The organism is Micromonospora sp. NPDC051196 (assembly GCF_040682415.1).
In the GTDB taxonomy this organism is placed as follows: Bacteria; Actinomycetota; Actinomycetes; order Mycobacteriales; family Micromonosporaceae; genus Micromonospora.
Genome location: NZ_JBFBAY010000007.1, coordinates 277,587 through 296,153, shown reverse-complemented (window position 1 = coordinate 296,153; position 18,567 = coordinate 277,587). Strand labels below are relative to the sequence as shown.

The following is an 18,567-nucleotide window of genomic DNA, read 5'->3' as shown; positions in this document are numbered from 1 at the left end:
ACCGAGGGATCGACGCAGTCCGGTCGGTTTTGTCCGGGTAGGAACGGGAATGCTCGTTCGGCGGTACTACCCGAAAGGCGACCCAGGTGAGCGCAGACCACGCCAGCAGTCTCGTGCCGGCCGACCCGTGGCCCCTCCCCCGCAACGCCACCGTCGCGGACCACATCGTGCAGCGGCTCGCCTGCTGGGGCGTACGCCGGTACTTCGGCTATCCCGGCGACGGCATCAACGGGATGACCTCCGCCCTGCAACGCACCGGCCAGCAGGCACAGTTCATCCAGGTGCGGCACGAGGAGACCGCCGGCTTCGCCGCCTCGGCACACGTCAAGTACGGCGGCGGGCCGCTCGGCACCGTACTGGTCACCAGCGGACCGGGAGCCATCCACGCGCTCAACGGCCTCTACGACGCCAAGCTGGACCACCAGCCGGTGGTGGCCCTGGTCGGACACACGGCGCTCACCGCCGAGGGCGGCGGCTACTACCAGGAGGTGGACCTGCTCGCCCTCTACAAGGACGTGGCGGCGGCGTTCCTGGCCCAACTGGACCACCCGACCCAGGTACGGCACCTCGTCGACCGGGCCTGCCGGACCGCGTTGGCCCGGCGTACCGTCACCGCGCTGGTCCTCCCCCTCGACGTGCAGGACCTGCCCGCCGTGCCCAACCCGCCGCACGCACACGGCTTCTACCACACCAGCAGCGTGCCGAGCAGCGGCCCGACCGTGCCGCCGGAGGCCGACGTCCGCCAGGCCGCCGAGGTGCTGCGCGGCGGCGAGCGGGTGGCCATGCTGGTCGGCCAGGGCGCGATCGGCGCCGAGAACGAGGTACGCGAGATCGCCCACCGGCTCGGCGCGGGAGTCGCCACGGCCCTGCTCGGGTTCACCGTGGTGGACCACCGGGAGCCGTGGGTGACCGGCGCCATCGGTCTGCTCGGCACCCGCCCGAGCTGGCAGCTGATGAACGAGTGCGACCGGCTGCTGATCGTCGGCAGCAACATGCCGTACTCGGAGTTCTATCCCTCACCCGGCCAGGCGCGGGCGGTGCAGATCGACCACGACGGCACCCAACTGGGCCTGCGGTACCCGACCGAGGTGAACCTGACCGGCGACGCCGCGCCCACCCTGCGGGCCCTGCTGCGCGAGCTGGGCCCCGGCCCCGGACCGACCCGCTGGCGGCAGACCATCGCCGGCGCCACCGCCGCCTGGCGGCAGGCGCAACGCGAACTCGCCGAGCAGAACGCCGACCCGGTCAATCCGCAGCGGCTGTTCGTCAGCCTCAGCGAGCGGCTGCCCGACGACGTGATGCTCGCCGTGGACTGCGGCACCACCACCGCCTGGTACGCACGCCATGTCAAGGTCCGCCCCGGCATGCTGGCCAGCCTCTCGGGCACCCTGCTGTCCATGGGCGGTGCCATGCCGTACGCCCTGGCCGCCAAGTTCGCCCACCCGGACCGGCCGCTGGTGGCCCTGATCGGTGACGGTGCGATGCAGATGAACGGGGTCAACGAGCTGATCACGGTGGCGAAGTACTGGCGTGGCTGGGCCGATCCACGCTTCGTGGTCCTGGTGCTCAACAACCGGGATCTGGCGTTCGTCAGCTGGGAGCAGCGCTCCACCGAGGGCACCCCGATGTTCCCGGACAGCCAGCAACTGCCGGACATCGGCTACCACCGCTGGGCGGAGGTGCTCGGGCTGCGCGGCGAACTGGTCGACCGGCCGGATCAGGTGGCCGACGTGTGGGACCGGGCCCTGCACGCCGACCGCCCAACGGTGATCAACGCACTGGTGGACCCGGCCGAGCTGATGATGCCGCCGCACTTCACCGCCGAACAGGCCCGCAAGACCGCCGCCGCGGTGCTACGCGGCGACACCGACTGGGCCGGCATCATCCGCCGCGGCCTGCCCACCATGGTCACCACCTACCGCCCCCGCCGCTAACCCACCACCCCTCACCCTCGCCCCACCCCACCCCGCCCCTGCCCTCGTCCTTCACCCCTCGCCCTCGCCCTCGCCCCGCCCCGCCTCGCCCCGCCTCGCCCCGCCTCGCCCCGCCCCGCCCCGCCCCCGGCGATCTTGCACTTTCGGTCGCCGATTCGGGAGGTTATGCCCTGTATGCGGCGACACAAAGTGCAAGATCGCGGGACACGGGCGGGGCGGGACGGCCGCGGGTGGGGTGGGGTGGGTGGGGTGGGTCAGCCTCGGTTCTGGAACCAGCGGCGTAGGTCGTTGTCGGTCGGGCGGCGGTCGGTCACCACCGGGTCGCGTTCGACCGGGCGGCGGGGGGTGCCCACTAGGTCCTGGCTGGGCGCGGTGAAGGACTCCTGCGGCTGGCCGTCGACGGCGGTGCGGATGATCCGGGCGACGGCCTCGATCACCCGGGCCTGCACGGCGGAGCCGACCAGGTCGGTGGGGTCGTCCGGGTTGGCGGCGATGCCGGCCACCGCGACCTGCGGTGTGAAGCCGACGAAGGTCTCCGTGGCGGCCCGCTCGGAACTGCCGGTCTTGCCGGCCACCGGGCGCCCTTCGAGGATCCGGTTCACCGCCGTGGCGGTACCGCCGTTGCACTGCCCGAACGTCGACTGCTGGCCCACCGGGCAGCGCGCCGCGTCGGTGGCGGCCCGCGCCACGTCGGGGTCGAGCACCTGCCGGCAGGAGGGGTCACCGACCGGCAGCCGCTGCCCGTCCGGCGCGGTCACCGACACCACCGGCACCGGCGCGCAGTACGTCCCCTCGGCCGCCACGGTGGCGTACGCGTTGGCCAGGTCCAGCGGAGTGGTGGCGGACACGCCCAGGGTGAAAGCTCCCCAGTTGGCCGCGTTGTCCTCGGCGAAACGCGCGTCGGCCTCGGCCCGGAAGGTGATGCCCAGCCGCTGGGCCATCTCGACCACCTTGTCCTGGCCGACCTGCTCGGCCAGCCACACGAAGTACGTGTTGACCGACCGGCCGAAACCGTCCCACATCATCCGGTAGCCGTCCATCCACTGCGGGTTGGCGTTGGCCGGGCACCACTGGCCGCCGCAGCTGCTGTCGTCGGTGCCGGCGGCGTACCGGGTGGGCAGCCGGCTGGGCGCGTCGAAACCGGTCGACAGGGTACGGCCGGACTCCAGCGCGGCGAGCATGGTGAACAGCTTGAACGTCGAGCCGGCCTGGTAGCCGGCGACGCTGCCACCACCGGAGATCAGCGGGTTGACGGTGTTCGGATAGTTGAGCTGCCCGTCCGGGTTGTCGTCGAGGCTGTAGTGCCGGTTGACCGCCATCGCGAGGATCCGACCGGTGCCCGGTTCGACCGCGGCGATCGGCACCGCGCGCTTGTTGTCGTACCCGTAGATGCTGGTGGCCTGCTGCTGCGCGGTCTTCTGGATCTGCGGGTCGAGGGTGGTGACCACGCGGTAGCCACCCCGGCGCAGCGCCTGCTCACGTTCGGCGACGGTGTCGCCGAACGCGGGCTGGTCCATCCACCAGCGGCGCAGGTAGTCGCAGAAGAAGCCCCACCCGTCGCGGGAGCTGACCGTGGCCGCGCAGCCGTTGGCCTGCTCGCTGGGGTCCAGCTCCACCTTCTCGGCCTTCGCGCTTCTCGCCTGCTCGGCCGTGATCGCCCCGGTCGCGACCATGGAATCCAACACGTACGCCCGCCGGGTCAGCGCCGCGTCGGCGTCACCGTCGATCGGGCTGTACGCCTCCGGCGCCTGCACCAGGCCGGCGAGCAGCGCCGCCTCGGCGAGGGTCAGCTCGGCCGGCGCCTTGGAGAAGTAGCGCTGGCTGGCGGCGGCGATCCCGTACGCCCCGGAACCGAAGTACGCGATGTTGAGGTAGCGGTTGAGGATCTCGTCCTTGCCGAGGCGCTGTTCCAGGGCGTTGGCGTACCGGATCTCCTGCACCTTGCGCCCGACGGTCTGCGCGGTGGCTGCGGCCCGCTCCTCGGCGGTGCGGTTCGGGTCGGTCTTGAGCACGTTACGCACGTACTGCATGGTCAGCGTCGAGCCACCCTGCTCGGTGCCGGAGGTGGCGTTGCTAACCAGCGCCCGCAGCATGCCGCGCAGGTCGACCCCACCGTGGTCGTAGAAGCGGCGGTCCTCGGCGGCCACGATCGCCTGGCGCATCACCGGCGCGATCTCCGCCAGCGTCACGTCGGTGCGGTTGACGTCGTAGAACGTGGTGATCAACGTCTTGCCGTCGTTGGCGTAGAGGTAGGAGCGCTGCGGGGTGGCCGGGGTCCGCAGGGCGTCCGGCAGTGCGGCGTAGTTTCCGAGCGCGGCCCGGGCGGCGAAGCCGAACACCAGGTTGACCGGCAGTACGGCGACCGCCAGCACGAGTCCGGCGAGCACGCCGGTCAGCAGCACGGTGAACAGCCGCGACAGCGGCGTAGGGGTGGCCATGGTCACCAGGATTGCCGCGAATGCCACCTTCCGACCACCCGTACGCGGTGGTTGTCAGCCAATTCACCGCTGTTTGCCAGCCGCTTGTGCGCTGGTCAGCCCGGTTGCGGCAGGTAACACGGACATCGCCGGACAGCCCGGCACGCCGGTGACGCGAAGGACGGCGCGGCCGGAAGGGTGGTCCGGCCGCGCCCCACGGGCCGGCGGGGAGGGTCAGGCCGCGCCGAGTGGGCCGGGGCCACCGGGGCCGACCGGGCCGGACGGACCGGTCGTGGCGACGCTGGCACTGGCCGCGTCGTTGAGGATCTCCCGGGGCATCAGCCGGCCGGAACGGTACGCGATGCCGATGCCGGCGATCAGCACGAAGATCGCCCCGAAGGTCTGCAACGAGCCGATCAACGCACCGCCGAGGCCCAGCAGTGGACTCGCGATCATCAGCATGGTGCCGTCGCCGATGCTGAACATGCCTGATCGGGCCACCGCCCAGCCGGTGAGCAGCCAGCCCAGGCTGTAACAGGTCGCCCCCACCAGCACCAGGGTCCGGGCGGTGGTGCCGAAGACGGGTGTCTGCTCGGCCAGCCCGGCGAACGGCAGCATCAGCACGGTGCCGGCGATGCTGACCAGCAGCCCGGCCACGGCGGGATGGCGGCTGCGGGTGGCGGCGAGCAGGCCGGTCAGCCCGAGCAGGGCCAGCAGGCCGAGCCAGACCGCGGCCACCCAGCCGATCAGGTACAGCGCCCGCCCGTCGGCCGGGTACGGGTCGTTGCCGACGCCGCCGTCGCTGGCCATCGCGACCAGGCCGTAGAGGATCGCGTACGCCGGCAGCAGCCAGACTGCGGCCCGGGCCAGCCGGCGCAGTGACCAGGCCCAACTGGCGTTGGTGGCCGGCCCGGGTGGGGCGGGCTCGTCGATGAAGGGCAGTACGCCGAAGCCGCCACCGGTCCGCCGGGTTCCCAACGGGCCTCGGGGGTCGTGCACTCCCGGCACCTGCGGCGCGGACCACAAACGGCGCAGCGGTTCCATGCCTCACCTCGCTCATCCACGGACATCGCGCGGGGCGCAGGAAAAAGCGCCCCGGTGCCTGACCAGACCGGCCCTAGGACCGATGGTGGCAAACACCGGAGCGCCTCATGAGGCTTTCTCGCATTACTGCCGGGCCGGAGATCGACTCCGTTACGCCGAAACGGCGGGGTCAGGGTCGGCCGGACCGCGCCGTTACGGCGAAACGGCGGCCGACGCCGGCCGGACAGCGGCGAAACGGCGGGCGCGCCCATGAGGGTGGGCGCGCCCGCCGGCGGGCGGGTCAGCCGCGCTCGCGCTGGTCGGCCGGGTCGTTGAGCAGACTGGTCGGCGAGACCGGCTCCGGCGCGGGCAGCCCCTGCGGGGTCTTGCCGCCGGTGGCCTGCGCCTCGGCCACCCGTACCTCGTTGTGGATCTCCTGCGCGGCAGCGGCGGCGGCCTGGGCTGCCTCAGCGGCCTCGCGCTCGACGGCGCTGGCGTCGTCGGCGGCCTTCGGGCTCGGCGCGTCGCCGACCATCTGGCTCAGCCCACCGAGTGCGCCGCCCATGCCCTCCAGGGCCTTGGTCAGCTCGGCCGGCACGATCCAGACCTTGTTGGCGGTGCCGTTGGCGATCTGCGGCAGAGCCTGGAGGTACTGATAGGCGAGCACCTTCTGGCTCGGGTTGGCGGTGTGGATCGCGTCGAAGACGGTCCGGATCGCCTTGGCCTGACCCTCGGCCTGGAGGATCCGGGCCTGCCGGTCACCGTCGGCGCGCAGCACCGCAGCCTGCTTCTCACCCTCGGCGGTGAGGATCTGCGACTGCTTGTGCCCCTCGGCGTTGAGGATCGCGGCACGGCGGTCCCGCTCGGCGCGCATCTGCTTCTCCATCGAGTCACGGATGCTCGGCGGCGGCTCGATCGCCTTGATCTCCACCCGGGTCACCTTGATGCCCCACCGGCCGGTGGTCTCGTCCAGTACGCCGGACAGGTGCCGGTTGATCTCCTCGCGGCTGGTCAGCGCGCGCTCCAGGTCCAGCGAGCCGATCACGTTACGCAGGGTGGTGACGGTGAGCTGCTCGATGGCCTGGAGGAAGTTGGAGATCTCGTAGGTGGCCCGAACCGAGTCCACCACCTTGAAGTAGAGGACGGTGTCGATCGACACGACCAGGTTGTCCGAGGTGATCACCGGCTGCGGCGGGAAGCTGACGACCTGCTCCCGCATGTCGACCTTGGTACGCACCGAGTCGATGAACGGCACGAGCAGGTTCAGCCCCGGGTTCAGCGTGCGCTTGTAGCGACCCAGCCGCTCGACCACGTCCTGGCGCTGCTGCGGAACGATCCGCAGTGCCTTCGCCAGAGTGATCACCGAGATCAGCGCGATACCTATCAATAGGACGGGGAATACGAATTCCATCCGTTCACCTCTCCGCTTCGGGTAGCTCAGCGGGCGTCGCAACATCCCGCCAGACCAGGGCTACCGCTCCCTTGACCTGAATAACCTGCACCCGTTCGCCGGGAGCCAAAACCTGGGTGGCGTCGTAGGCTCGGGCGCTCCACACCTCGCCGTCGATCTTCACCATGCCCTTGTCGGAGTCGACCTGCTCCAACACCAGGGCGGTGGAGCCCTCGATCGCCTCGATGCCGAACGCGGTGTCGCCGCTCTCCATCGCCGACTGCTTGTGTCGCTGGATGACCGGCCGCGCGGCGAGCACGGTCAGCGCCGAGACGGCGGCGAAGACGACCGCCTGCACCGCCACCGGAGCACCGAGCGCGGCGGCGCCGGCAGCGGCGAACGCACCGACCGCGAACATGATCAGAAACAGGGTCGCCGTGAAGATCTCAGCGACCGCCAGCACCACGCCCAGCACGATCCAGAACACGGCATCCATAACAACGATCGTGACATGACAATGCACGTGTCATCGAATTGACATGATCGTAAGCTCCCGGTCACCACTAACCGAGGGAGAAAGATGTCCCTGCGTCCCGAAACCACCCGACAGGTCGACGCTCTGGTGGCCGACGCCCAGGTGGCCGGTCACGTTCCGTCGTTGATTCTCGGCGTGGTGCGTGACGGCACGCTGGCCCACGTGGCCGCCGCCGGCACCCACCCGGCACCCGACGCCGATCTTCAGTATCGGATCGGTTCGATCACCAAGACGATGACCGCGGTGCTGATCATGCAGGAACGCGACGCCGGTCGGCTGGCCCTGGACGACCCGCTGCGCCGGCATCTGCCGGAGGCCGACGCGGCCGGGCCGGTCACCCTGCGGCAGTTGCTCGGGCACATCAGCGGTTTCCAGCGGGAGCCGGACGGGCCGTGGTGGGAGCGCAGCGCGGGCGTCGACCTGCCCACTCTGCTGGCCGGGTTCTCCGCCGCGAAGATCGCCTACCCGCCGCACCGCACGTTCCACTACTCCAACCTGGCGTACGGGTTGCTGGGCGGGGCGCTGGAACGGATCACGAAGACGCCGTGGGCGCAGCTGCTACGGGAGCGGATCCTCGACCCGCTCGGCATGGACCGCACCACGTACGCGACCAGCGCACCGTTCGCCCCCGGCTACGTGGTGCACCCGTGGCACGACACGTTGCGGGAGGAGCCGCGTACGGACACCGGGGCGATGGCACCGGCCGGGCAGCTCTGGTCCACCGTCGCGGACCTGGCCCGCTGGGCGGCCTTCCTCGCCGATCCCGATCCGGCCGTGCTCGCCCCGGAGACCGTCGACGAGATGTGCGCCCCGGTGGCGATGGTCGACCCCGACTCCTGGCGGGCCGGACGCGGCCTCGGCCTGGCGCTGCACCGCGAGGGCGAGCGGGTGTACGCCGGACACGGCGGCTCGATGCCCGGTTACCTCGCCGTACTGGAGGTGCACCGGCCCAGTCGTACCGGAGTCGTCGGCTTCACCAACGCGTACTCCTTCCGCAGCGGCGGTCTCGGCACGCTCGGCCGGCAGCTCCTCACCCAGGTCCTGGACGCCGAACCGACGCCGGCCCGGCCGTGGCTCCCGGCCGACGCACCGCCCCCGGCCGACGTGGCCACCCTGACCGGCCGTTGGTGGTGGATGGGCCTCCCGCTCGACGTCACCTGGGACGCCGCGACCGGCGAACTGGTCGGCACCGTACCGGGCGATCCGGTCAGCCGTTATGTCCCGCAGGGCCCGGACCGCTGGCGGGGCGTCAGCGGCGAGGAACACGGCGAGATCCTGGCCGTGCTCCGCGACGAGGCCGGCACCCCGGTCGCCCTGGACATCGCCACCTTCGTCTTCACCCGCTCCCCCGACCAGGTCCCCTGACCCCGCCGTCCCACCCAGGGCGCGGTCAGCGGCGTGGAAAGGCGTTGTGCCAACCGCAGACCCGTGAGCCGCGCGGCCCGGGTGGGTCGATCATGAGGGTGTGGAGCGGACCACGACTGCGTCGGGGACCGGTGGCGCGGGCTCCGGCGGGCGGCGGGCCAGGCGGCGGACCGCGGTGTTGACCACGGCGATCAGCGGTACGGCCACCAGTGCTCCGACGATGCCGTCGAGCACCACCCCGGCCGTCACCGCCAGCACCACCGGCAGCGGATGCAGGGCCACCGCCCGGCCCATGATCAATGGCTGGAGGACGTTGCCTTCCACCTGCTGCACCACGATCACCGCACCGAGAATGGCCAGCGCGGTGACCCAGCCGCCGTCGACCAGGGCGACCAGGACCGCCACCGCTCCGGACAGGGTGGCGCCGACGATCGGGATGAACGCGCTGAGGAACACCAGCGCGGCCAGCGGGAAGGCGAACGGCACGTCGAACAGCACCAGCGCGATCCCGATGCCCACCGCATCGATGAAGGCGACCAACACGGTGGCCCGGACGTACGCCACCAGGGTCAACCACGAGGCCCGACCGGCGTCGTCCGCCCGCCAGCGGGCGGCGACCGGGAGCATCCCGACCAGGAAGCGCCAGATCCGGTCGCCGTCGCGCAGGAAGAAGAACGTGGCGAACAGCACCAGCAGGGTGCCGGTGAACACCTCGAACACCGTGCCGGCGGTGCTGATCGCGCCGCTGGTCAACGACTGGCTGTTCTCGTTGATCCACTTCTGGCCGGCCTCGACGTACCCGTCGAGTTGCCCGTCGGAGAGGCCGAGCGGGCCGTCGCGCAGCCAGTCCTGGATCTGCCCGATGCCGGCCGAGGCCCGCACACTCAGGTCGGGCAGACCGACGATGAACTGGTTGACCACCAGGGTCAGCGTGCCGACCACCGCGCCCAGGCCACTGATCAGGACCACGGCGGTGGCCAGGGTCCGGGGCACCCGCACGCGTAGCAGCCAACCCACGGCCGGCGCCAACAACGCGGCGAGCAGGAGGGCGACCAGCAACGGGACGATGACGATCCGAGTGGCGCCCATGAAGCGCAGCAGCGCCCAGCCGACGACCCCGATCACGATCAGGCGCCACGACCAGGCCGCAGCGATCCGCAGCGCCTTCGGCACGTCGGAGTCGTCGCGGCTCGTCGTCGAACCGCCGCCGTCAACCGGCGGGGCGGGGCGCCAGGTTATCGGGTCGGGGCGGGCTTCCTCCGCCCGGATCGCTGCCCGTTCGCGCTGTCGCTCGCGGGCGGCGCGTACCGACTCGCGGCCCGCCAGGTACGCCTGACGCATTCGCCGCCGCGGCTGCTCGAACCGACTCAACCGACACCCCCGAGGATGGGTAGGGATCAGGCGGTACACCGTAGCGCCTGACGTCCAAGCTGGGCATGGGCCGTGAGCGGCGCGGATCAGCCCGGTTCGGTGACGAAATCGATCAACCGCTCCATGGAGTTGATCAGTGGCGTCTCCACCTCGGCATAGCTGTTCACCCGGGACAGGATGTGCCGCCACATGTCGGCGGGCTCGGCGACACCGAGCGCCGCGCAGACACCCTCCTTCCACGGCCGCCCCGGCGGCACCACCGGCCACGCCCGGATGCCCAGCGCCGCCGGCTTCACCGCCTGCCACACGTCCACGTACGGATGGCCGGTGACGAGCACGTGCGGCGAGGTCACCCGGGCCACGATCCGGCTCTCCTTCGAGCCGGGCACGAGGTGGTCGACCAGTACGCCGAGCCGCCGGTGCGGGGCAGGCCCGAACTCGCGTACCGCGGCGTCGAGTTCGTCGATGCCCTCCAGCGGTTCCACCACGACGCCCTCGATGCGCAGGTCGTCGCCCCAGATCCGCTCGACCAGGGCGGCGTCGTGCACGCCCTCCACCCAGATCCGGCTGGCCCGGGCGACGCGGGCACGCACCCCGTCCACCGCGATCGAACCCGACGCGGTACGCCGACGCGCGGCCGGCACCGGCGCCCGAGCGGGTCGACGCAGGGTGACCGGCTGGCCGTCGAGCAGGAACGCGGCGGGGCGCAGCGGAAAGTTGCGCCGCTTACCGTGCCGGTCCTCCAGCACGACCGCACCGGACTCGAACCCGACGACCGCGCCGCAGAAGCCGGAATCGGCGTCCTCGACCACCAGGTCCGCCTCGGCGTCGACCTCCGGAATCACCGTCCGCCGCCGCCAGTCCCCCGCCAACACGTCCTCGCCATACCCCCACCCCATCCCAGGCACGCTAGTCCCGCCCCCCGTCACCCCACATCCCGACTCGCCGCCCACCCCGCCCGGAACCGTCGATCTTGCACTAACTGTCGCGACGAAAGGCACAAAGCGGATGAAACAGCGACCACAACTGCATGATCGACGCTGGCGGAGGGGTGGGGGTGAGGGTGGGGGGAGGGGTGGGTGGGTGGGGGTGGGGGCGGCAGTCGAGACAGGGGCGGGCGGGAGCACGTACTCTTTCCGCATGTCCACCCCCGCTGCGGGTGCGGCCATCCTCGCGCCGCGCCGGTCGAGCCGGTTCGTTGCCTGGGTGCGCGCATGGCGCGCCGGGCTGGTGCCCTTCGACGAGGTCGCCGACGAGGTCGCCGGCGACGAGGAGCACCTGGTCGCCGACGCACCCGGCACCTGGACGGACGTGCCGCTGCGGGAGGCCCTGCCCACCCTGGCCAAGCTCTCGCCGGACGAGATCCGGCTGGTGCTGCCGGCGCCGGGCGACCCCCGTGGCCTGCCCGGCCCGGGTGACTTCGCCGGTGAAGCGCTGCTCGCCGGTGAAGCGGTGGTCGCCGGTGCGATGGGTCTGATCCCCCAGGTACGGGTGCACACCTCGGGCTCCGGGGACACCTTCGAGACCGTGCTCTGGCGGGTGTACCCGCTGCCGGCGAACGCCCCGGCCGCATCGCTCACCCTGCCCGGCGCCGCCGAGGCCGAGGCGGAACTGGCCGCCGCGCTGGCCGACACGACAGCGGCGCTGACCCGCCTGGACATCGCCCAGTGGCGTCCCGAGTTGGCCGGTGCGCTGGAGGCGCTACGCCGCCCGGACGGCACCACCGACCTGCCGCCCGGTTTCGACCCACGGGCCCGCCGGCTGTTCGCCCGCGCCGCCGTACTCGACCGGGTGCTGGCTCTGGCCGGGCACGCCGCACCCGGCGGCGCGGTCAACAACTACGAGGCCCAGCAGCGCGACGCCGCCCTGCGCCCCCTGACCGCCGCCTGCCGCCAGGCCCTCGTCGCCGCCTGCAACGCCCCGCTACGCCCGTAGTGGAGGTGTCGCCGGTTCAGGAGGGATCGACGGTACGCGACGCGTCGGGCACCGGTGGCGGGTCCGACACCGCAGCGGCGGCGCCCGCGACCTGCTGGGCGGCGAGGAGCCCGAGCAGGCGCAGATTGTCGTGTGACGGGCTGCCAGGGTCGGTGCTGTAGAGGAACAGCGTCTGCTCCGGGTCGCCCGGCAGCGACAGCGCCTCGAACCGCAGGGTGATCGGCCCGACGGCCGGGTGCATCATCCGCTTGACGCCGTACGTGCGCTCGTGCACCTGATGCCCGTTCCACCACCTGCGGAAGTCGGCACTCCTGATGGTCAGTTCGCCGACAAGTTCGTTGAGCCGGACGTCGTCGGGGTTGCGGCCGGCGTAGAGCCGCAGGGTCCCGACCACCTCGGCGGCCACGGTCGGCCAGTCGAGGAAGGCTTCCCGCGCGGCGGGGTCGAGGAAGATCCAGCGGGTGTAGTTGCGGTGCCGAGGTGGCAGCTGAGTCCAGTCGGTGAGCAGGGCCCGGGCAAGGGTGTTCGAAGCGAGCACATCGGTGCGGCGCCCGAGAATCAGCGCGGGCTGGTCGGTCATCGAGGCGATCAGCTGGTGCATCGCCGGCCGCACCCGCTGGGTGGGCGGCGGCGCGGGGCTGCGACGCACCGGACGGGCCAGGTCGGCCAGGTGGGCGCGCCCCACCGCGTCGAGCCGGAAGACCCGCGCGAGAGCGTCGAGGACGGCCTCCGATGGACTGCTGTGACGCCCCTGTTCCAGCCGGGTGTAGTAGTCGACGCTCACCCCGGCGAGCGCGGCGACCTCCTCCCGGCGTAGGCCACGCACCCGTCGACCGGACTGCGACTCGGGGAGGCCGGCGTGCTCCGGGGTCAGGTCGGCCCGGCACTTTCGCAGGAAGTCGCCCAGTTCCGTGCGTCGGCTCATAACCCAATGATCGGTTGTCCGGGTGCCCGCCGACAGCTGTCGGGTGGGCATGTCATACCCCGGCACGGCTGGGCCTGGCTCGCCGTGGTGCAGCACGTTGCTTCGCCGAACCATGGGACGTGTTCCCCATCGAACGCAAAGGAGCACACCATGGCATCCGCCACCGGTCCGGTCACCTGGTTCGTCACCGGCGCTTCCCAAGGGCTCGGCCTCGAACTGGTACGGCAGCTGCTGCACCGAGGCGACAACGTCGCCGCCGCCACCCGCTCAACCGAACGCCTACTGGCGGCCCTCGGGCCAGCCGCCGGGGAGCGGCTGCTGCCCCTCGGCGTCGACCTCGGCGACGAGCCGGCCGTCGCGGCGTCGGTACGGGCCGCGACCGACCGCTTCGGCAGCATCGACGTGGTGGTGAACAACGCCGGCTACGGCTTTCTCGGGGCAGTCGAGGAAGCGACCGATGCCGAGGTGCGGCAGATGTTCGAGGTGCAGATCTTCGGCGTCTGGAACGTCCTGCGCGCGGTGCTGCCGGGGATGCGCGCCGCCGGCCAAGGACACATCATCAACGTCTCCTCGGTTCTGGGGTTGACCGCCTTTCCCGGCTGGGGCCTGTACTGCTCGGCCAAGTACGCGCTGGAGGGCCTGTCGGACTCGCTCGCGGCGGAAGTGGCCGGCTTCGGCATCAAGGTGAACGTGATCGAGCCGGGTTACACCCGCACCAACTTCCTGCGTACGTCGTCGCTCGGTCTGCCCCAGGCCACCGCCGCCGGCTACCAGGCGATCCGCGAGATGACCGAGGCGCACCTGGCCATGCCGGGCACCCAGCTCGGCGATCCGGTCAAGGCAGCCACCGCCATCATCACGGTCGCCGACTCGGGTAAGGCGCCCCTGCACCAGCTGCTCGGCTCCGACTCGTACGGCCTGGCCAGGAGCCGCATCGAAACCCTGACCAACGACGTCGAGACCGGCCGCGAACTCGCCTTCAGCACCGACATCACACAGAACTGACCCCCGGCTCAGTGGTGGCCGGCCGGATCCATCCGTGGATGCGGTCGGCCGTCGGGGTCACGCCAGCGCGACGGGCAGTACGGTTCACCTCATGCCGTACGTCACCTCCCGGGACGGGACGCGGATCGCCTACCAGCGCGACGGCCGGTCCGCCGCTGATCCTCATCGACGCCGCGGGGCACTTCCGCGCCAACTGACGCCCTCGCGTCAGATTTCGTCGATCAGGTCGGCCACGGAGTTGACGATGCGCGACGGGCGGTACGGGTAGCGTTCCGCCTCGGTGCGGGTGCTGATGCCGGTCAGCACCAGGATGGTCTCCAGCCCGGCCTCCAGCCCGCAGAGGATGTCGGTGTCCATCCGGTCGCCGATCATCGCGGTGTTCTCCGAGTGTGCGTCGATCGTGTTCAGCGCCGAGCGCATCATCATCGGGTTGGGTTTGCCGACGAAGTACGGCTCCACCCCGGTCGCCTTCGAGATCATCGCGGCCACCGAGCCGGCGGCCGGCAGGGCACCCTCCACGGACGGGCCGGTGGCGTCGGGGTTGGTGCAGATGAACCGGGCCCCGTCGTTGATCAGCCGGATCGCCTTGGTGATCGCCTCGAAGCTGTAGGTGCGGGTCTCCCCCAGCACCACGTAGTCGGGCGCGAAGTCGCTGAGCACGTAGCCCACCGCGTGCAGCGCCGTGGTCAGCCCGGCCTCCCCGATGACGTACGCGGTGCCGCCCGGCCGCTGGTCGGCCAGGAACTGTGCGGTGGCCAGCGCGGAGGACCAGATCGCCTGCTCCGGCACGTCCAGCCCCATCCGGGCCAGCCGGGCCTGAAGGTCACGCGGGGTGTAGATGGAATTGTTGGTCAGCACCAGGAACGGCTTGCCGGAGGCGCGCATCCGCTTGATGAACTCCGGGGCGCCCGGCACCGGCTGGCCCTCGTGCACCAGCACGCCGTCCATGTCGGTGAGCCAACTCTCGACGGGTTTACGGTCATGCATGTTCGTCTCCGCAGGGGTGTCGGGTCGCCAGGGCCGGTCAGGACGGACGGCGGGGCGGGACACAGCAGACCGTGGGGCAGGTGTCCCAGATCGGCAGCTCACCGAGGCGGCGACGCAGGTCGACCCCGGCCGGGTCGATGCGTTCCTGGACCAACTCCCGCACCATGGTCACGAAGCGGGGATCGGTGCCGGGGGTGGCCGCGCGGACGTAGTCCAGGCCGAGCCGGCTGGCCGTGTCCCGGGCCTCGGTGTCGAGGTCCCAGATCACCTCAAGGTGGTCGGAGACGAAACCGATCGGACTGACCACCGCTGCGGTGACACCCTGATCGGCGAGCACCGCCAGGTGGTCGTTGATGTCCGGCTCCAGCCACGGTACGTGCGGCGGCCCGGAGCGGCTCTGCCACACCAGGTCGTACGGCAGGTCGGGGGCGGCCGCCGTGTGCACCAGCCGGGCCGTCTCGGCCAGCTGCGCGGTGTACCGGCCGCCGTGCGGGCCGGCGCTGTCCGCCATCGAGACGGGTACCGAGTGCGCGGTGAAGACCAGCCGGGTGCTGTCCCGCCGGGCCGGGTCGAGCTGGCTCAGTGCCGTCCGTACCGCGTCGACGTGCGGCTCGACGAAGCCGGGATGATCCCAGAACTGGCGCAGCTTCTCGATCACCGGTGCGTCCGAGCCGACAGCGGCCCGGGCGGCGGTGATGTCCTCCTGGTACTGCCGGCAGGAGGAGTACCCACCGAAGGCGCTGGTGACAAAGGCCAACGCCCGCCGTACGCCGTCGTCGCGCATCTGCGCCAGGGTGTCGGCGAGCATCGGGTGCCAGTTCCGGTTGCCCCAGTACACCGGCAGGTCGAGGTGGTGGGCGGCGAAGTCGGCGCGGACGGCGGCGAGCAGTTCCCGGCACTGCTGGTTGATCGGGGAGACTCCGCCGAAGTGCTGATAGTGCTCGGCGACCTCGGCCAGCCGCTGCGGCGGGATGCCCCGCCCCCGGGTCACGTTCTGCAGGAATGGCAGCACGTCGTCCGGCCCTTCCGGGCCGCCGAAGGAGACCAGCACCACCGCGTCGTACGCCATGGCCCCATTCTTGCCCCTGCCGGACGACGACCTGGCAACGCCCCCGGGTCCCGGCCGTTAAAAGGGGCCCCCTGCTATACCGCAGGCGTTAACAGGGGGCCCTTCCTTACACCTAGGCGCCGATGGCGTGGTAGCCGCCGTCGACGTGCACGATCTCGCCGGTGGTGGCGGGGAACCAGTCCGACAGCAGGGCCAGGCAGGCCCGCGCGGCCGGCTCCTGGTCGGTGAGGTTCCAGCCCAGCGGCGCCCGCCCGGACCAGGCGTCCTCGAACTGCTCGAAGCCGGGGATCGACCTGGCGGCCATCGTGCGCAGCGGCCCGGCGGAGACCAGGTTGCTGCGGATGCCCTGCTTGCCCAGGTGCAGGGCGAGGTAGCGGGAGGCGGACTCCAGGCCGGCCTTGGCCACGCCCATCCAGTCGTACACCGGCCAGGCCTGGGTGGCGTCGAAGGTCAGCCCGACCACCGCGCCGCCCGGCGACATCAGCGGCAGCGCCGCGACGGCCAGCGACTTGTAGGAGTACGTCGAGACGTGCAGCGCGGTCGCCACGTCCTCCCAGGAGGCGTCGAGGAAGCCGCCGCCGAGGCAGCTCTGCGGGGCGAACCCGATCGAGTGCACCACCCCGTCGAGGCCGTCGACGTGCTCGCGAACCTTGTCGGCGAGCCCGGCGAGGTGTTCGGGGTTGGTCACGTCCAACTCGATCACGGGTGCCGCCTCCGGCAGCCGCTTGGCGATCCGCTCCACCAGCGAGAGCCGGCCGTACCCGGTCAGCACGACCTGGGCGCCGTTCTCCTGCGCGAGCTTGGCCACCGAGAAGGCGATGGAGGCGTCGGTGATGACGCCGGTGACGAGCAGCCGCTTACCGGCCAGCAGTCCGGACATTATGCTCATTCCTCCGTACTCAGGTTCAGTGGGCTGCTCGGTTCGGTGGCCTGCTCGGATTCAGTGGCCCATGCCCATGCCGCCGTCGACCGGGATGACCGCGCCGGAGACGTAACCGGCACTGTCGCCGGCCAGCCAGGTGACGACCGCAGCGACCTCGTCCGCGCTGGCCATCCGGCCCGCCGGGATGGACTTCAGGATCTCCGCCTTGCGCTCGTCGGAGAGCACGGCGGTCATGTCGGTCTCGATGAAGCCGGGCGCGACGACGTTGGCGGTGATGTTGCGGGTGCCCAGCTCACGGGTGATCGAGCGGGCCACCCCGACCAGGCCGGCCTTGCTGGCCGCGTAGTTGACCTGGCCGGCACCGCCGGAGAGGCCGACCACCGAGGAAACGAAGATCATGCGACCCCACCTGGCCCGCAGCATCTTCGACGACGCCCGCTTGGCGCAGCGGTACGCCCCGGTCAGGTTGGTGTCCAGCACCCGGGTGAACTGCTCCTCGGACATCCGCAGCAGCAGCGTGTCGTCGGTGATGCCGGCGTTGGCGACCAGCACCTCCACCGGCCCGAACTCCGCTTCCACGGCAGCGAACGCCGCGTCGACCGACTCGCTGTCGGTGACGTCGCAACGCACGCCGAACAGCCCGTCGGGCGCACCGCTGCCCCGGTGCGTGATCGCCACCCGGTCGCCCTGCTTGGCGAAGGCCTGCGCGACGGCCAGACCGATGCCACGGTTACCGCCGGTGACCAACACAGTTCGAGACACGGTACGTTCCTCCAAAGATCGCTGCGGGTTGGAGACTAGGCGCTACCGCACGGTAATCACTAACCCGACCCACGTCACCCGTGGGCCCACACTGATCGCCTCCACCTCGGACAACGGAAGGTGCGCACGGGGGTTCACCCCGTCGCCGGTTGGCGCTTGCGGCCTCCCCGGCGTCTTCCCGCTTCCCCACCTCTTCCGGCTTCCCCCGCCGGCCGGTGCCGCACAGTCCTTTCCCGGCGTCCGGGGCGGTCGGCCGGATGCGCCCCGGTTCGATCGCGGGTGTACGCTGACTCCCGTTTGCGGGTCGCACGGCGGCCCGTACCACTCGGACCGACCCGACTCCAGGAGGTGATCGCTGTGCCAGATAGCGATCCTCCCAGTCGTGGCCGGGCCGACCGCCAGCCACGCTGAGCCTCACTCCGCCTGAGCTGGCCCGCTCCCCGCGCACCCCGCCACCGCCCTCCGGTCCGCAAACCGGAGTGGCCGAGCCTGCGGGTGCCAACCGGAAGCCCCCCGGTCACGACTTCGTGTGTGTGCGTCCCCGATTCACCCCTCGCCGGTCCACCCATGTCCCGGGCCGACGAACCGCTCACCCCGGAGCCTGTCATGAGCCGCTACGTCGCCCCGCTGGGTTTCACCCTCGCCGCCGTCTGGGTTGCCATCCTTTTCGTCCTGGCCAGCGGCAACCACTGACCACCCACCCCTCGTCGTCGACCCTGGGATCCAGTGGCCCACGCCCTCGCTCGACCCTGGGGTCCAGTGGCCCGCGCTCGTCGTCGGCCCAGGAACCTGCTGGGCGACGCCCCTCGTCGGCCCAGGGCCCGCTGGCCCACGCCCCTCGTCGCCTGAGACCCGCCAGCCCGGGGATGCTTCGCCGGTGCAGCACATCCGACGAGGCTGACCCCGGCAAGATCGCGCTCGATGTGGGATCGAGTGGTTTGGCAGCGCGCGCGAAGCCACTCGATC

The 18,567-nt window shown here is 71.4% G+C and carries 16 protein-coding genes; 5 read left to right on the top strand and 11 right to left on the bottom strand.

Annotated features, from left to right (window positions below; genetic code table 11):
• The first annotated feature begins 86 nt into the window (after positions 1 to 86).
• Positions 87 to 1,934, top strand: a complete 1,848-nt coding sequence (locus AB0M35_RS16735) for a thiamine pyrophosphate-requiring protein (protein WP_363746145.1) — start codon at positions 87 to 89, stop codon at positions 1,932 to 1,934.
• 254 nt (positions 1,935 to 2,188) lie between these two features.
• Here AB0M35_RS16735 and AB0M35_RS16730 read toward each other — a convergent pair whose 3' ends face one another.
• The 4 genes from AB0M35_RS16730 to AB0M35_RS16715 all read right to left on the bottom strand — a co-directional run bounded on the left by AB0M35_RS16730 (position 2,189) and on the right by AB0M35_RS16715 (position 7,260).
• Positions 2,189 to 4,372, bottom strand: coding sequence for a transglycosylase domain-containing protein (locus AB0M35_RS16730; RefSeq protein WP_363746224.1), 2,184 nt, complete (start codon positions 4,370 to 4,372; stop codon positions 2,189 to 2,191).
• A 213-nt stretch (positions 4,373 to 4,585) separates the two neighbouring features.
• Positions 4,586 to 5,395 carry a hypothetical protein gene (locus AB0M35_RS16725; RefSeq protein WP_363746143.1) on the bottom strand — a complete coding sequence of 270 codons (810 nt, stop codon included), beginning with the start codon at positions 5,393 to 5,395 and terminating at the stop codon, positions 4,586 to 4,588.
• 280 nt (positions 5,396 to 5,675) lie between these two features.
• Positions 5,676 to 6,785, bottom strand: coding sequence for an SPFH domain-containing protein (locus AB0M35_RS16720; protein WP_363746141.1), 1,110 nt, complete (start codon positions 6,783 to 6,785; stop codon positions 5,676 to 5,678).
• Positions 6,786 to 6,789: 4 nt separating this feature from the next.
• The gene (locus AB0M35_RS16715) at positions 6,790 to 7,260 is read right to left on the bottom strand and encodes an NfeD family protein (RefSeq protein ID WP_102657622.1); all 471 of its coding nucleotides are present in this window, start codon (positions 7,258 to 7,260) and stop codon (positions 6,790 to 6,792) included.
• Between the two features lie 84 nt (positions 7,261 to 7,344).
• Here AB0M35_RS16715 and AB0M35_RS16710 point away from each other — a divergent pair, with 84 nt between their 5' ends.
• Positions 7,345 to 8,664, top strand: a complete 1,320-nt coding sequence (locus tag AB0M35_RS16710; protein ID WP_363746139.1) for a serine hydrolase domain-containing protein — start codon at positions 7,345 to 7,347, stop codon at positions 8,662 to 8,664.
• Between the two features lie 90 nt (positions 8,665 to 8,754).
• Here AB0M35_RS16710 and AB0M35_RS16705 read toward each other — a convergent pair whose 3' ends face one another.
• Together AB0M35_RS16705 and AB0M35_RS16700 are read right to left on the bottom strand one after the other, a co-directional pair.
• On the bottom strand, positions 8,755 to 10,005 hold the full coding sequence (locus AB0M35_RS16705) for an AI-2E family transporter (protein ID WP_363746137.1): 1,251 nt from the start codon (positions 10,003 to 10,005) through the stop codon (positions 8,755 to 8,757).
• 116 nt (positions 10,006 to 10,121) lie between these two features.
• Positions 10,122 to 10,934, bottom strand: a complete 813-nt coding sequence (locus tag AB0M35_RS16700; RefSeq protein ID WP_363746135.1) for a DUF3097 domain-containing protein — start codon at positions 10,932 to 10,934, stop codon at positions 10,122 to 10,124.
• Positions 10,935 to 11,175: 241 nt separating this feature from the next.
• On the opposite strand from AB0M35_RS16700, the gene AB0M35_RS16695 reads away from it, so the two are divergent.
• Positions 11,176 to 11,970 carry a hypothetical protein gene (locus AB0M35_RS16695; RefSeq protein WP_363746133.1) on the top strand — a complete coding sequence of 265 codons (795 nt, stop codon included), beginning with the start codon at positions 11,176 to 11,178 and terminating at the stop codon, positions 11,968 to 11,970.
• 16 nt (positions 11,971 to 11,986) lie between these two features.
• Here the strand turns inward: AB0M35_RS16695 and AB0M35_RS16690 are convergent, their stop codons facing one another.
• Positions 11,987 to 12,895 carry a helix-turn-helix transcriptional regulator gene (locus tag AB0M35_RS16690; protein ID WP_363746131.1) on the bottom strand — a complete coding sequence of 303 codons (909 nt, stop codon included), beginning with the start codon at positions 12,893 to 12,895 and terminating at the stop codon, positions 11,987 to 11,989.
• A gap of 150 nt (positions 12,896 to 13,045) precedes the next feature.
• Here AB0M35_RS16690 and AB0M35_RS16685 point away from each other — a divergent pair, with 150 nt between their 5' ends.
• Positions 13,046 to 13,900: an SDR family NAD(P)-dependent oxidoreductase gene (locus tag AB0M35_RS16685; RefSeq protein WP_363746130.1), complete on the top strand. Its 855-nt coding sequence runs from the start codon at positions 13,046 to 13,048 to the stop codon at positions 13,898 to 13,900.
• A gap of 207 nt (positions 13,901 to 14,107) precedes the next feature.
• Here the strand turns inward: AB0M35_RS16685 and AB0M35_RS16680 are convergent, their stop codons facing one another.
• The 4 genes from AB0M35_RS16680 to fabG form a co-directional block, all read right to left on the bottom strand.
• On the bottom strand, positions 14,108 to 14,887 hold the full coding sequence (locus AB0M35_RS16680; protein WP_363746128.1) for an HAD-IIA family hydrolase: 780 nt from the start codon (positions 14,885 to 14,887) through the stop codon (positions 14,108 to 14,110).
• A gap of 37 nt (positions 14,888 to 14,924) precedes the next feature.
• Positions 14,925 to 15,956: a ferrochelatase gene (locus tag AB0M35_RS16675; protein WP_363746126.1), complete on the bottom strand. Its 1,032-nt coding sequence runs from the start codon at positions 15,954 to 15,956 to the stop codon at positions 14,925 to 14,927.
• A gap of 112 nt (positions 15,957 to 16,068) precedes the next feature.
• The gene (gene fabI / locus AB0M35_RS16670; RefSeq protein WP_363746124.1) at positions 16,069 to 16,836 is read right to left on the bottom strand and encodes an enoyl-ACP reductase FabI; all 768 of its coding nucleotides are present in this window, start codon (positions 16,834 to 16,836) and stop codon (positions 16,069 to 16,071) included.
• A gap of 60 nt (positions 16,837 to 16,896) precedes the next feature.
• Entirely contained in the window at positions 16,897 to 17,601 is a 705-nt protein-coding gene (gene fabG, locus AB0M35_RS16665; RefSeq protein WP_363746122.1) for a 3-oxoacyl-ACP reductase FabG, read from the bottom strand.
• A gap of 567 nt (positions 17,602 to 18,168) precedes the next feature.
• Here fabG and AB0M35_RS16660 point away from each other — a divergent pair.
• On the top strand, positions 18,169 to 18,294 hold the full coding sequence (locus tag AB0M35_RS16660) for a hypothetical protein (protein WP_363746120.1): 126 nt from the start codon (positions 18,169 to 18,171) through the stop codon (positions 18,292 to 18,294).
• Positions 18,295 to 18,567: the final 273 nt, after the last annotated feature.

Bases quoted from the DNA above. Each gene is read 5' to 3' on its own strand.
- AB0M35_RS16715 (WP_102657622.1), bottom strand. From the start codon at position 7,260: ATGGATGCCGTGTTCTGGATCGTGCTGGGCGTGGTGCTGGCGGTCGCT.
- AB0M35_RS16705 (WP_363746137.1), bottom strand. From the start codon at position 10,005: ATGCGTCAGGCGTACCTGGCGGGCCGCGAGTCGGTACGCGCCGCCCGC.
- AB0M35_RS16700 (WP_363746135.1), bottom strand. From the start codon at position 10,934: ATGGGGTGGGGGTATGGCGAGGACGTGTTGGCGGGGGACTGGCGGCGG.
- AB0M35_RS16695 (WP_363746133.1), top strand. From the start codon at position 11,176: ATGTCCACCCCCGCTGCGGGTGCGGCCATCCTCGCGCCGCGCCGGTCG.
- AB0M35_RS16675 (WP_363746126.1), bottom strand. From the start codon at position 15,956: ATGGCGTACGACGCGGTGGTGCTGGTCTCCTTCGGCGGCCCGGAAGGG.
- AB0M35_RS16720 (WP_363746141.1), bottom strand. From the start codon at position 6,785: ATGGAATTCGTATTCCCCGTCCTATTGATAGGTATCGCGCTGATCTCG.
- fabI (WP_363746124.1), bottom strand. From the start codon at position 16,836: ATGTCCGGACTGCTGGCCGGTAAGCGGCTGCTCGTCACCGGCGTCATC.
- AB0M35_RS16660 (WP_363746120.1), top strand. From the start codon at position 18,169: ATGTCCCGGGCCGACGAACCGCTCACCCCGGAGCCTGTCATGAGCCGC.
- AB0M35_RS16710 (WP_363746139.1), top strand. From the start codon at position 7,345: ATGTCCCTGCGTCCCGAAACCACCCGACAGGTCGACGCTCTGGTGGCC.
- AB0M35_RS16725 (WP_363746143.1), bottom strand. From the start codon at position 5,395: ATGGAACCGCTGCGCCGTTTGTGGTCCGCGCCGCAGGTGCCGGGAGTG.
- AB0M35_RS16680 (WP_363746128.1), bottom strand. From the start codon at position 14,887: ATGCATGACCGTAAACCCGTCGAGAGTTGGCTCACCGACATGGACGGC.
- AB0M35_RS16690 (WP_363746131.1), bottom strand. From the start codon at position 12,895: ATGAGCCGACGCACGGAACTGGGCGACTTCCTGCGAAAGTGCCGGGCC.
- AB0M35_RS16685 (WP_363746130.1), top strand. From the start codon at position 13,046: ATGGCATCCGCCACCGGTCCGGTCACCTGGTTCGTCACCGGCGCTTCC.
- AB0M35_RS16730 (WP_363746224.1), bottom strand. From the start codon at position 4,372: ATGGCCACCCCTACGCCGCTGTCGCGGCTGTTCACCGTGCTGCTGACC.